We start from the raw sequence: 14187 nt of genomic DNA, 5'->3' as shown, positions 1-14187 counted from the left end.
GATAAGGCTCATTAGTTTCACCTCCTCTCACGAACCGTAAGGAACGTAATCGGTAACTGATGACAAAAATAGTATACACATCAAATTTAGATCATCAACATTGCTTAATTTTTGAAATATAGGGGATAGGCAAAAAATCTTTAAAATCAAAAAATGTATAGTATCAGATGTTATATCAATCATAAAAGTGGATAGGAAAGTTTTCTGATTATCAGAATTCCTTCCTATCCACTTTTTGAAGATTGTAAGTTAGCCTAATTTTATGTAGAATCAGCTTATTTGTTTTATTTATCAAAACCTTGCAAGGCTTTTTGGCGTTCTTCTACTTGACCTTTAGCATCTAGTTTGTTACCACCGTATACAGCTGATTCCCATGATCCGTACATTGGATTTGGGAAGATGATGAATTTTTCACCGAATTCTTTTTGCAATTCTTCAAGTTGTTTATCACGGTCAGATTCAGAAGTCTTAGAAAAATCTGCAAAGTCTACGAGGTTATCACCAAACAATAAGATAAGATTTGTTTTTTCTTGAACTTTTTGGCGACGACCTTCTTTGGATTTTACACCGCTTTCTAAGAACATGAGATGATCACGTCCTTGAACAGGAATTCCTTCACTTTCAAGATTTTTAATAGTAGCATCTACTTGATTAGCTGAGCGGTCAGAAATATAGTAGATTTGGACACCGTTTTGATCAGCAAATTGAAGAAAATCCTTGGCACCTGGGACAGCTTTTGCTGCAGCTTTTTGAACCCAAACATCCCAATTTTCGGGTGTGAATGCTGTACCATCTTTGACATTTTGTACTTGATAAGGGCTATTATCTAGGACAGTTTCATCCAAGTCTAAAACGATAGAGTAAGGTTTGTCTGATTCTGTTTTGAGCAATTCCTTTAGGTGATTTGTTGCAACGTTATAACCTTGTATGTATAAAGCTTTAGTTTCAGCTGATTTTTGGTACCAAAGGGTTGACATAGTGTTTTCTCTTGACCGTAGTTGGTCATATGTCATTGTAATTTGATTATCAGATGAGCTATTATTGTTTGTCTGTGTTTCTGTAGACTTTGTTGCACAACTAGCCAATAAGACGACAGAAGCAAGTGCAGAAAGGATTGTAACAGTAGTTTTTGCTGTTTTCATGAAATATCTCCTATTATTAATTTCAATCACTAGTATAGCACGAGGGAAAAGTTAAGGCAAGTTATTCCCTGACTATTGATGTAGGTTCTATAGAAGTTAACGTAATGAAAAAAGCGTTTACTAACTTGAAATGTAGTTTCACCTCTAATTATTGACATTTCAGGAAAAATTGCAGTAAAAAGTGCACAACCTTCTTTAAATGTGCTATAATACAGGAAAAAATAATAATGGAGGTCACGATAATGGCAACATTTTTGATGATTTTTGTGGTGGTTTGTGTGCTCCTATTGGTGATAGTCACACTGAGTACAGTTTATGTGGTTCGTCAGCAATCGGTGGCGATTATTGAACGCTTTGGGAAATACCAAAAGGTTGCCAATAGCGGTATTCACATTCGCTTGCCTTTTGGGATTGACTCGATTGCAGCGCGGATTCAGTTGCGCTTGTTGCAAAGCGATATTGTGGTTGAGACTAAGACCAAGGACAATGTGTTCGTTATGATGAATGTGGCGACTCAGTACCGTGTCAATGAGCAGAGTGTGACAGATGCCTACTATAAACTCATGCGTCCAGAATCTCAGATTAAATCTTATATCGAAGACGCCCTTCGCTCTTCTGTTCCCAAATTAACCTTGGATGAATTGTTTGAGAAAAAAGACGAGATTGCTCTTGAAGTTCAACACCAAGTAGCAGAAGAAATGACTACTTACGGTTATATTATCGTGAAAACCTTGATTACAAAGGTTGAGCCAGATGCAGAAGTCAAGCAATCCATGAATGAAATCAATGCGGCGCAACGTAAGCGGGTCGCAGCGCAAGAATTAGCGGAAGCCGATAAGATTAAAATCGTCACTGCAGCTGAAGCCGAAGCAGAAAAAGACCGCCTTCATGGTGTGGGGATTGCCCAACAGCGTAAGGCGATTGTGGATGGATTGGCAGAGTCTATCACCGAACTCAAGGAAGCCAATGTTGGCATGACAGAAGAACAAATCATGTCCATCCTCTTGACCAACCAGTATTTGGATACCTTGAACACTTTTGCTGCAAAAGGCAATCAAACCATCTTTTTACCAAATACGCCAAATGGTGTTGATGATATCCGTACACAAATCTTGTCAGCCCTACGTGCTGAGAAGAAATAATATAAAAAGAGCCTGGAGTCAGGTTCTTTTTGTATTACCCTTGTAGCTGTGAGGACTAAATTCTCCTCCACAAATTATAGAATCTTTTCTGAGGATTTAGGGAGTGACGGAGGAAGTCTTGAAAGCGCTTTTGTTTTGTGCTATAGTCAAGTATATTGATTCGTTTAAAGAGGAATGTTTGTATGAGAAGAGAAGAAGTTTTACGAAATCACTGGTTTTTTAGCCAAGAGGTGGGGAAAGAAGAGGCCTTGGCGCCGGATTTTCATAGGGAAAATTGGCAGGCTATTCAAGTGCCACATGACTGGAGTATTTACAATGATTTTGACCAGTATTCGCCAGCGCAAAATGAGGGTGGTCAGTTAAATGGTGGTCAAGCCTGGTATCAGACACAGTTTTACTTGGAAGAAGATGCCAGTCTTGTATCGGTGCGTTTGTGCTTTGACGGAGTTTACATGAATGCTCAAGTCTATATCAATGGGCAAGCGCTGGGCTATTATCCCAATGGTTACACACCCTTTTCTTATGATATCACCCCTTATCTAAGAAATGATGGGACGGCCAACCAGCTTGCGGTTTTTGTGGAAAATCAGCAACCTAGCAGTCGTTGGTACTCTGGTAGCGGTATTTACCGAGAAGTAAAATTATTGATTACAGATTCGGTGCATCTGGATTTATATGGGATTAGGATAGGAAGTCCCAAGCTCAAAGAACAAAGAGATGTATGGGTGGAAACTCAGCTTGAAAGCAAGGTTTCAAATGACGGGCCTCAGTCCGTGTCGGTGTATTTGGAGCAGAGTATCTGGTATGATGGACAACAGGTTTCAGACTGGCAGGCAACAGACTCTCTAGTGATTGAGTCTGGGGATAAATATTCTTTCCAACAAGCCATATCAATTTTCCAACCTTTGCTTTGGGATATTGATCATCCTCACCTTTACCAATTGAAGACTCGCCTTTACAAAAATGGCATTTTGGTCGATGAAGAAGAGGAGACTTTTGGTTACCATTATATGGATTGGCAAGCGGATAAGGGCTTCTTTCTAAATGGTCGCTGGTTGAAGATTCATGGGGTTTGTTTGCACCATGACTATGGAGCGCTGGGAGCTGTGGAAAACAGGTCAGCTGCTGAGAGACGATTGCGCCAGATGAAGGAAATGGGCGTCAATGCTATTCGAATCACGCATAATCCAGCCAGTAGTATTTTGCTGGATGTGGCTGCCAAAATGGGGCTACTCATCCAAGAAGAAGCCTTTGATACCTGGTATGGAGGCAAGAAAGAATATGACTATGGTCGCTTTTTTGAGGAAGAAGCGACTCATCCAGAAGCGAAGGTAGGCGATTTTTGGTCGGATTACGATTTGCGCACCATGATTGAGCGTGGCAAGAACAATCCAGCCATCTTTATGTGGTCCTTGGGAAATGAAGTCAGCGAAGCAAATGGAGATGCTCATTCATTGAAGACGATCAAACGCTTGCTAGAAAGGGTTAAGGAAGTTGATGATAGCCGTTTTGTGACCATGGGAATGGATCAATTCCGCTTCGGAGATGGGTCTGGAGGTCATGAAAAGATTGCTGATTTGCTGGATGTGGTGGGCTTGAATTACTCAGAAGACAATATTGATGGGATTCGCAAAAGACATCCCAAGTGGCGACTTTACGGATCTGAAACCTCATCGGCTACAAGGACGCGTGACAGCTATTTTCGCCCAGGTAAGGAATGGGTTGGGGATAATCGTCGCGTGCGGAATTTTGAACAGTCAGACTATGGCAATGATCGAGTTCCTTGGGGGAAGACAGCGACGGCTTCTTGGATAGCAGATAGAAATCGGCTAGACTATGCAGGTCAGTTTATTTGGACAGGAGTGGACTATATTGGTGAGCCGACTCCTTGGCACAATCAAAATGACACGCCTGTCAATAGTTCCTATTTTGGAATAGTGGACACGGCAGGAATTCCCAAAAATGACTATTATCTCTATCAAAGTCAGTGGTTGGACCTAGATCAGTATCCCATGGTTCATATCCTGCCCCACTGGAATTGGGAAATCCACAAGAGTTATCAACAAGTTGTGGATAAGTATGGGGATATCCCTGTTCGAGTGTATTCAAATGCTGGTTCAGTAGAGCTATTTCTCAATGGAAAATCCCAAGGCAGGAAGACTTTTCAGGAAAAATGGACTTCAGATGGTAGAAAATACCAAGAGGGAGAAGGTTTTGACCAACTCTATCTCGAATGGCGTTTGGCTTATCAACCGGGAGAATTGCGTGCTGTGGCCTATGACCATCAAGGTCAGATTGTGGCAGAAGATACGGCAGTGACTGCAGGTAAGCCAGCCAAAATCGGGTTACATGCCGAGAAGACAAAACTGGAGCCAGATGGGCAAGACCTCCTCTATCTTTATTTTGATGTATTGGACCAAGCTGGAAATTGGGTGCCGAGTGCTTCCAATCAGATTCATTTTAAAATTGAGGGTCCTGCTCGCATTGTAGGTGTGGATAACGGCAGACAGGCCAGTCGTGAACGTTACCAAGCCCAGAAAAGTGGTCGGTTTAAGCGGAAAGCCTTTCATGGCAGAGGTGTCCTCTTAGTTCAGAGCTTGGAGCAGGTAGGTCAAGTGAGAGTAAAGGCTAGTGCCAGAGGGCTAGAGTCGGCAAGTTTTGATCTTTTAGTAGGAGAGGCTTTTGATTGCCAGCCAGTGAAAAATCAGCGCTTATTTGAGATTCGAATGGACAAGCAGGCAGGTTTGCAAGAAGGAGATTCCCCAGCTATTGGACTTTATCCACAAACTGTGGATAACCCTGTGAATAAGGTGGGGAATAGTGAAGTGATTTGGGAGACGAGTGGTAGTGCCCACGCCATTATCAATCAGGGAGGGCTTCATTGCTTGTCTGCAGGGGACTTGGCTATTCGCGCCTTTTATCAAGGCAAGACCTATCAACTGCATTTGCAGGTAGCAGAAAATGCCTCGCTAGGGCAGGCGGTTTCTGTAAGATCGCTTCGCTTGTATACAGATAAGGGGACTTATCCACAGCTTCCGTCCTCGGTCTTAGTGGATTATGAGTTTGGTGGTGCAAAACGAGTCAAGGTTGTTTGGGAAGCAATCTCCGAAGAAGATATGGCAAGCTTTCATGAGTTTACGGTATCTGGTCAGCTAGAAGGGCTGAATTTAAAGGCTTCTGCTCAGGTTTGTGTCCAAGGGATTTCCGCTATTGAGCCTGAAAGGGTTTGGACGCTTGTCAAGGAAGCTCCACACTTACCAGACCGGGTCAAGCTAGTCTTATCAGATGGCAGACGAGATACGGCCAAGGTTACTTGGGATGAACTAGATCCTCAAATCTATGCTCAGGTAGGAGAAAGTGTGCTCACAGGGCAGGTAGCGGGCTGTGAGTTGCCAGCAACAGTCACCATTCATGTGACAGATGCCAGTGTAGATGGAGAAGTTATTTCCAATCAGTGGACAGGGTCCAACCTGCCTCTGGTCTTTGCTTCTCACTCAGAGCCAAATCACCCAGCCTCTTACCTCAATGACAAGGTCATTGCTCGGAAGAAATCGACAGCCAATACTTGGATTACCAAGTCAGAGCAAGCCAGCGTGGGCATTCTTTTTGGAGATGCAGGGATTTTAAAACCGCGATTTGTGGATAATGTGACCTTGTATTATGTTGAAAATCAAGACTATGTGGCGGTGGATCCTACCCATATTGATTATTACATAGGGAATGAGCCTGCCTTGCCTCGGACTCCAAATCATTTGGATAAGAATTCCCTGCTCAAGCAAGAGGAGAATTGGCGCCCTGTATCAGCTATCCGAAAAGTTTCAAGCGACAAGGATGAAGAGCTTCGTTTTGAATTTGATAAGGTGGAAACTTATGCTCTTCGTCTTCGATTTGAAAATTTGGTAAACCCACTGGCGTTAACAGAATTACAAGTACATGCCAAAAAAGTAAAGAAAAATGTAGATAGGAAGTAGTATGGTAAGAGAAGTAAAACCGCATAGCCCCTTGCCTAGTCAGGCCCAACTAGCGTATTTAGAGGATGAATTAGCAGCCTTTATCCATTTTGGACCTAATACCTTTTATGACCAGGAATGGGGGACAGGTCAGGAGGATCCTGAACGCTTTAATCCAACACAGCTAGATGCGCGTGAATGGGTTCGCGTGCTCAAGGAAACGGGCTTTAAGAAGTTGATTTTGGTGGTCAAGCACCACGATGGCTTTGTCCTCTATCCGACGGCTCATACAGATTATTCGGTTAAGGCCAGTCCTTGGAGGAATGGAGAAGGGGACTTGCTCCTTGAAGTATCCCAAGCTGCGACAGAGTTTGATATGGATATGGGGGTCTACCTGTCACCGTGGGATGCCCACAGCCCCCTCTATCATGTGGACCGAGAAGCGGACTATAATGCCTATTATCTGGCACAGCTGGAGGAAATCTTATCAAATCCTGCCTATGGCAATGGAGGGAAATTTGCTGAGGTCTGGATGGATGGTGCCAGAGGAGAGGGCGCTCAAAAGGTCAATTATGAATTTGAAAAATGGTTTGAAACCATTCGTGAACTGCAGGGAGATTGCTTAATTTTTTCAACAGAAGGCACCAGTATCCGCTGGATTGGCAATGAACGAGGGTATGCAGGTGATCCTCTATGGCAAAAGGTGAATCCTGACAAACTAGGAACAGAAGCAGAGCTGGACTATCTTCAGCATGGAGATCCCTCAGGTACGATTTTTTCAATAGGAGAGGCAGATGTTTCCATCCGGTCAGGCTGGTTCTACCATGAGGATCAGGATCCTAAGTCTCTCGAGGAGTTGGTCGAAATCTACTTTCACTCGGTGGGTCGGGGAACTCCACTCTTGCTCAATATTCCTCCGAATCAAGATGGGCTATTTGATGAAAAGGATATTGAACGCCTGTATGAATTTGCGGCTTATCGCAATGAGCTCTATAAAGAAGATTTGGCTCTGGGAGCTACGGTATCTGGTCCTACTCTCTCCGCAGACTTTGCCTGTCACCATCTGATAGACGGCTTTGAGACCAGCTCTTGGGCAAGCGATGCAGACTTGCCAATCCATTTAGAACTCGACTTAGGGTCACCTAAAACTTTCGATGTTCTTGAGTTAAGAGAAGATTTGAAGCTAGGGCAACGAATCGCTGCTTTTCATGTGCAAGTAGAGGTAGATGGTGTCTGGCAGGAATTTGGCATGGGCTTTACAGTTGGTCATAAGCGCCTCCTGCGAGGGCCGCTAGTAGAGGCACAGAAGGTGCGCGTGGTCATTACAGAGGCACAATCTATGCCTGTATTGACCAAGATTTCCCTCTATAAAACTCCTAGCTTGTCAAAACAAGAAGTTGTTCAGGGACTAGCATTTGCAGAAAAAAGTCTAGCTGTAGCAAAGGGAGAGACTCTTCATTTTAGGATTGAACGTAGCGAATGTAACACTCCTTTGGAGGTTAAGATTTCGATTCAACCGGGGACTGGTGTGCATGGTGTCGCCTATCAGGACGAGATTCAAGTCCTTGCGTTTCAAGCTGGGGAAAGCAAAAAAGATTTGACCATACCGACCCTGTATTTTGCTGCTGATAAGACCTTGGATTTCTATCTGAATCTGACTGTTGATGGACAGCTGATTGATCAAGCTCATATTTTAGTTGAAACGAGATAAAATATCTTCACAATTCATTTCCTTTCCGAATAAATAGGTAGAACCATCGAATCTAGCAAAATTAGATTTAAAACTGTGGTATAATAAGAGGAGGAAATGGATGACTTTAAGACATCCGGGCATCAGCCCGACCAATGATTTGGTAGCTAAGAAAATTTTCAGCAATCCAGAAATCACTTGTCAATTTATTCGCGACATGTTGGATTTACCAGCCAAAAATGTAACCATTTTGGAGGGAAGCAACATTCACGTCTTGCCTTCCCTGCCGTACTCGGCCCAGGATTTCTATACCAGTATAGATGTCTTAGCGGAGTTGGATAATGGAACGCAAGTAATTATTGAAATTCAAGTTCATCATCAGAATTTTTTCATCAATCGCCTGTGGGCTTACCTTTGCAGTCAGGTCAATCAAAACTTAGAAAAAATTCGCCAACGAGAAGGTGATACCCACCAGAGTTACAAACACATTGCACCAGTTTATGCTATAGCTATCGTGGATAGCAACTACTTCCAAGATGACTTGGCTTTTCACAGTTTTAGTATGCGAGAGGATACGACAGGTGAGATTTTAACTATCACAAATAATGGTCAAGAAAACCATCTGGTTAAGATGGCGTTCTTGGAACTAAAAAAATACAGAGAAACCAGCAAAGACAAGGTTCGCAAACCCTGGTTGGAGTTTTTTGGGAATAAACCCTTTACCCAACAACCCGAGCGAGCCATCAGTCAAGCAGACCAACTGCTGGACTACAAGAGCTGGTCTGAGGAGGACAGGAAGATGTTTAGCCAACTACGTATGCGAGAAGAACAAGCCTTGTTAGCGCAGGACTATGCCTTGGAACAAGCTGAAGAAAAAGGGTTAGAACGTGGTCGTGCAGAAGGTATTGAACAAGGTTTAGAGCGTGGGAAAGCTGAAGGACAAATCTTTACCTTTATTGATTTAGTACGCCAACATGTTTTAACTTCCGAATTTGCGAGTGAACAATTGGGTATGGCGGTTGCTGAGTTTGAGTCACTATTGAAAGACCATTATAAATAAGACCTAAAATATAGAGAAACCAGCAAAGACAAGGTTCGTAAGCCGTGGTTGGAGTTTTTCGGGAATAAACCCTTTACTCAAGAACCCGAGCGAGCCATCAGCCAGGCAGACCAACTGCTAGACTACAAGAGCTGGTCCGAGGAGGATAGGAAGATGTTTAGCCAACTACGTATGCGAGAAGAACAAGCCTTGTTAGCGCAGGACTATGCCTTGGAGACTGCTAGGGCGGAAGGTCTTGAACAAGGTTTAGAGCGTGGTCTTGAACAGGGACTGGAGCGTGGGAAAGCTGAAGGAAGTTTCGCTATGTTAGCAAATCTAGTCCGTCAACAGCTACTGACATCTGAAGTTGCTAGCCAGCAATTGGGCATGACCGTTGCTGAGTTTGAGGCACTGTTGTAAGACCAGCACTAATGGACAGGAAAACCATCTAGTCAAGATGGCGTTCTTAGAACTAAAAAAATACAGAGAAACCAGCAAAGATGAGGTTCGTAAGCCGTGGTTGGAGTTTTTCGGTAATAAACCCTTTACTCAAGAACCCGAGCGAGCTATCAGTCAAGCAGACCAACTGCTGGACTACAAGAGCTGGTCCGAGGAGGACAGGAAGATGTTTAGCCAACTACGTATGCGAGAAGAACAAGCCTTGTTAGCGCAGGACTATGCCTTGGAACAAGCTGAAGAAAAAGGGTTAGAACGTGGTCGTGCAGAAGGTATTGAACAAGGTTTAGAGCGTGGTCTTGAACAGGGACTGGAGCGAGGGAAACTCTTTGCCTTCCTAGATATGGTTCGTAAGCATCTTCTGACTTCCGAGGTTGCAAGTGAGCAATTGGGCATGACTGTCGCTGAGTTTGAGGCTTTACTATAAATGAGAATGGGGACATGTTATCAAATTAGATAGCATGTTTTATTTTGGGCTAATAGTCAATGCTTGTTTTTAAACTTACTCAAATTATAATTATATATATGTAACATCTTCTGCAATTAAGTATAAATAGAACAAAAATATAACAGTATAATATAGAGATTAAATATATATTTAAACGTAAAAAAATGCAAATTTAAATTGTCTGAAAATTCCTTGTTTTCCCAAAACGCTTTTTTTTTTTGCAAAAATTTGAAGTCAAAAAGTTTGCATATATATTGAAAATAGGGTAGAATACGAGTGTAGGTTTCTGCATACACAAGAGAACAGTGCTTATTCTTTTTAAGTAATAAATTTTGTTATGTAGAAGCTAAATCAACTAATTTCCAAAAGGAGAAAAAAATGGAACACAAAAACTCTATGAGTCGTGTTGAACGTTTGCACCGTGAAAAGGTCACGCGTTATTCGATTCGTAAATATAGCTTTGGAGCGGCTAGTGTAGCGGTCGCTGCTCTTTTCATGTTCTTAGGTAATGGAGCTGTATCAGTTCAAGCGGCTGAGATTCAGGGACAACAGGTTACTGAAAACGCCAGCCCACAATCTGAAAAAGACGAGTCTAAGCCTGCGACAGAAGTAGCGCCAGCTTTGAACAAAACTCAACTTGAAAGCTACATTTCAGAAATTGAAACAAAACTTTCTAACGGTTCTTACGATAACAAAACGGAAGAAAGTGTTGCAGTATTAAAATCTGACTTAGAAGCTGCAAAAGCTACATTAGCGAACGCAACTACTCAAGCTGAACTCAAAAAAGCTTACAGCAAACTTGTCACTACAGTAAGCTCAAAATTAAAAAACAAACCTGTAGAGAAAAAAGAAACTCCAGCAGTAGATACTACTGAAGGTAAACCAACTGTAGGTAAAAAAGCAGAAAATACAGAAAAGAAATCTGATTCTAACTCAATCGAAAACACAGGTTCTAACGACCCACGTAACGGTAAAGAGATGGATAAAGAGAATGCGTTACGTACAGAAACTTCAAAAACTGTAGATAACATTACTTACACTGCAGAGTTTTCAAATGATACTACAAAAGAAATCTATGTTTATAACAAAGAAGAAGCTAATGTAGAATTTAAAATCAACTCATCAACGAACAAAGTAACATACGCTGAAGTAACACAAGCATCAAATCAAAAGTTCAAAACTGTAAATGATACAACTGTAACAGATGGATATGGATATAATTTCAATAAAATCACCACAGAAACAGATACACCATTAACAGTAAGAATGACAGGTCAACCTAATGATACTATCATGGGTAATAGAAACTATACGAAGACGGAAGATCAAAACTTCGCTATGGGTGACCGTTATCTTCGCATAACTGCAAAAGATGGTTCTACAATGTCAACTAATAGTAGTGGTGCAAATGCAGATGGATACTTCAGAATTGTTCTTAAGTCTCAAACATACAAATACAGCATTCAACAACCAGAATCCAATGCTGATAAGACTGTTGTTTCGAATATTGATAGTTTAACTGAAGCAGATATTGCTAAAATTAAAGAGAAAATTAAGATTCAATATTCTGATAAGGCAACGATGCAAGATGCACGACTAGCGTCTCACAAAGGGGAAGTTTTAGCAGATAAATCTTCAGTAGTGAAAGACATCACTGTTGCAAATGGAACAGTTACTGTTACCTATAAAGACGATTCAGTAGATACTACTCCAGTTGCAAATGTAGCACGTGTAAACGCAGCGCCAACAGTTGAAATTCCTTTCTCTGTAGATGGTAAAAAAGACGTTTATGTATATGCTAATGAAGACTTTGAGCTTCCTATTAAATTTAAAGATGATAGTGGAAAAGTAGCATCAGCAACAATAACCCGCGGTGGAAATGTAGAACAACCACCTAAAGATGCATCAAATCCAAATATTTTAAATAATGAGTTTAATACAACAGTTGAAAAAATTTCAACTGAAACAGTAGCAACAGCTGAGACCCCTGCTATTGTAAAAATTAAAGGTAACATTTCAAAAGACAATTCTGGAATTCCTGCAAGTTCATTCCCTAAAACAGCAGAAGGAGAGCTGAAAATTGTAACTCGCTATGCAACGGCTACAGATACTGATGGTGCCTATATCAAAAATACTGCAACAGAGCAGGCATATGCAAGTGATCCAGGATCATTCACTATCAAATTAAAAGCTCAAACAGCAAAATATGATATTAAAGATCCAGAGACAAAAGTTACTGTAGCAAATGCTAATAATATCACAGAAGACGAGTTTAACCAGATTAAAGACAGTATTAAGATTCAATACTCTGCTACAAACCCAGATAAAAATCTTCTTGATAAACAAGGAAAAGAGGTTGAAAACCCAACTGAACGTGTTGAAAGAATTGAAAGAGAAGGAAATAATGTTGTAGTAACATATAAAGATGGTTCTAAAGATACAAAAGCATTAGCAGATTTTGTAAACGTAGCTCCAAAAGTAGCACTTCCATACTCGAATGAAGCTAATAAACAAATCTATGTTTATACAGGTGAAAACACTGATTTAACTTTCAAAGGTACAGATGAAAATGAAGTTAAAGATCTTTACTTACGTGGACCTGGAGATATTTCAGGGAATAATGCAGCAGGCTATGGATTACCAACAGGTAAAGTTGAAAATGGTGCAGTGACTGGAGAAGGTTCAGTATCTGAAGATAAAAGAACTGCTACTATCAAGATGACTGGTAAAACTAATCTACCAGCTGGGCAACAGTGGACAAGTTTTATTGTTTCTAAAGACAACGATGGTAAACTTTCAAACACTGATTATAGAGCGCTAGATAAAGATCCTAATGCGAGACAAAAACCAGGATACGCTCACTTCCTAGTTAAAAATCAAACATTTAAATACGATATAGCGACTCCAACAGAAAAAGTAGCTGTAGCAGATCCAGCTAACGTAACAGAAGCTGACCTAGAAAAAATCAAAGAAAAATTACAAATTGAGTATGCTCAATCTAATGATGATGCCAACTTTGCAGACAAAAAAGGTAAAACTGTAGATGCTGAAGATGCTAAGACTAAGATTAAATCAGTAGAAAAAGATGCTGATGGAAAACTTGTAGTAACATACACAGACGGATCTACAGATAAAAAACCATTATCAGACTTTGTAACTCTTGATAAACAACCAGCTATTGAGGCAGTAGAAAAAGCAGCAGAAGCCCAAATTGCTGCCATCAATAAAACTCCAAATGCTACTGATGACGAGAAACAAGCAGCAATCGATAAAGTAAATGCTGATAAAGAAAAAGCATTAACAGCAATTAATGATGCTAATGTAACAACAAAAGATGCATTAGACAAAGCGAAAGAATCTGGTACAACTGCAATTGCAGCAGATAACCCAGTAGTAGCGAAAAAAGACGCAGCAAAAGCAGATGTTGAAGCAGCTCGTAAAGCGAAAGAAGACGCTATTAAAGCAAATCCAAATCTAACACAAGCAGAAAAAGACGCAGCAATTGCGAAAAATAATACGGCAGCAGCAGAAGCAACTAAAGCTATCGACTCTGCAACAACAAACGATGCAGTAGATGCAGCTAAAACTGCTGGTACTGGTGAAATTGCGAAAGTAAATCCAGTAGCTAAAGAAGCAGCTAAGAAAGCAGTTGCGGATGAATTAGCTGATAAAGAAAAAGCAATCGATGCACGTACTGACTTAACTGACGCAGAAAAAGCAGCAGCTAAGGACGATGCAAAAGCGAAAGCCAAAGCAGCAACAGACGCTATTAACGCGCAGCCAGATAATGCAGAAACACCAGAAAAAGCAACAGAAGCACAAACAGCAGTAGATGGTGCAAAAGATAAAGGTGTAGCAGACGTTAAAGCTGTAAACCCAGTAGCTAAAGAAGCAGCTAAGAAAGCAATCGCAGATGAATTAGCTGAGAAAGAAAAAGCCATCGACGGACGTACTGACTTAACAGATGCAGAAAAAGCAGCAGCTAAGGAAGATGCAAAAGCGAAAGCAAAAGCAGCAACAGACGCTATTAATGCACAGCCAGATAACGCAACAACACCAGAAGAAGCAGCAGCAGCTCAAACAGCAGTAAATGATGCAAAAGATAAAGGTGTAGCAGACGTTAAAGCTGTAAACCCAGTAGCTAAAGAAGCAGCTAAGAAAGCAATCGCAGATGAATTAGCTGAGAAAGAAAAAGCCATCGACGGACGTACTGACTTAACTGATGAAGAAAAAGCAGCAGCTAAGAAAGATGCGCAAGATAAAGCTAAGGAAGCAACAGATGCAATCGATGCTCAACCAAGTAACGCAGCAACACCAGAA

At 41.3% G+C, this 14187-nt stretch carries 6 protein-coding genes and 2 pseudogenes; 7 read left to right on the top strand and 1 reads right to left on the bottom strand.

Going from position 1 to position 14187, the window contains the following annotated elements; genetic code table 11:
• Positions 1-284 precede the first annotated feature (284 nt).
• Positions 285-1142, bottom strand: coding sequence for a 5'-nucleotidase, lipoprotein e(P4) family (locus HT734_RS00040; protein ID WP_000844826.1), 858 nt, complete (start codon positions 1140-1142; stop codon positions 285-287).
• A 257-nt stretch (positions 1143-1399) separates the two neighbouring features.
• Here HT734_RS00040 and HT734_RS00035 point away from each other — a divergent pair, with 257 nt between their 5' ends.
• From HT734_RS00035 to HT734_RS00005, 7 genes and pseudogenes are all read left to right on the top strand, one after another.
• Positions 1400-2284: an SPFH domain-containing protein gene (locus HT734_RS00035; RefSeq protein WP_025172052.1), complete on the top strand. Its 885-nt coding sequence runs from the start codon at positions 1400-1402 to the stop codon at positions 2282-2284.
• Positions 2285-2466: 182 nt separating this feature from the next.
• Positions 2467-6255: a sugar-binding domain-containing protein gene (locus HT734_RS00030; protein WP_173278027.1), complete on the top strand. Its 3789-nt coding sequence runs from the start codon at positions 2467-2469 to the stop codon at positions 6253-6255.
• Position 6256: 1 nt separating this feature from the next.
• Entirely contained in the window at positions 6257-7945 is a 1689-nt protein-coding gene (locus tag HT734_RS00025) for an alpha-L-fucosidase (protein ID WP_173278025.1), read from the top strand.
• 100 nt (positions 7946-8045) lie between these two features.
• On the top strand, positions 8046-8984 hold the full coding sequence (locus tag HT734_RS00020; protein ID WP_173278023.1) for an Rpn family recombination-promoting nuclease/putative transposase: 939 nt from the start codon (positions 8046-8048) through the stop codon (positions 8982-8984).
• Positions 8985-8990: 6 nt separating this feature from the next.
• A pseudogene (locus tag HT734_RS00015) lies at positions 8991-9383 on the top strand (hypothetical protein); the annotation flags it as partial.
• Positions 9384-9393: 10 nt separating this feature from the next.
• Positions 9394-9846 (top strand): annotated as a pseudogene (locus HT734_RS00010) (hypothetical protein); the annotation flags it as partial.
• A gap of 399 nt (positions 9847-10245) precedes the next feature.
• On the top strand, positions 10246-14187 hold a 3942-nt coding region (locus HT734_RS00005; RefSeq protein ID WP_173308455.1), incomplete at its 3' end, for a DUF1542 domain-containing protein.

Source organism: Streptococcus sp. k-90 (genome assembly GCF_013277565.1).
Taxonomy (GTDB): domain Bacteria; phylum Bacillota; class Bacilli; order Lactobacillales; family Streptococcaceae; genus Streptococcus.
Note: the sequence above shows the minus strand (reverse complement) of the source record. Positions and strands in the feature narration are given on the sequence as shown.

Bases quoted from the DNA above. Each gene is read 5' to 3' on its own strand.
- HT734_RS00040 (WP_000844826.1), bottom strand. From the start codon at position 1,142: ATGAAAACAGCAAAAACTACTGTTACAATCCTTTCTGCACTTGCTTCT.
- HT734_RS00035 (WP_025172052.1), top strand. From the start codon at position 1,400: ATGATTTTTGTGGTGGTTTGTGTGCTCCTATTGGTGATAGTCACACTG.
- HT734_RS00030 (WP_173278027.1), top strand. From the start codon at position 2,467: ATGAGAAGAGAAGAAGTTTTACGAAATCACTGGTTTTTTAGCCAAGAG.
- HT734_RS00025 (WP_173278025.1), top strand. From the start codon at position 6,257: ATGGTAAGAGAAGTAAAACCGCATAGCCCCTTGCCTAGTCAGGCCCAA.
- HT734_RS00020 (WP_173278023.1), top strand. From the start codon at position 8,046: ATGACTTTAAGACATCCGGGCATCAGCCCGACCAATGATTTGGTAGCT.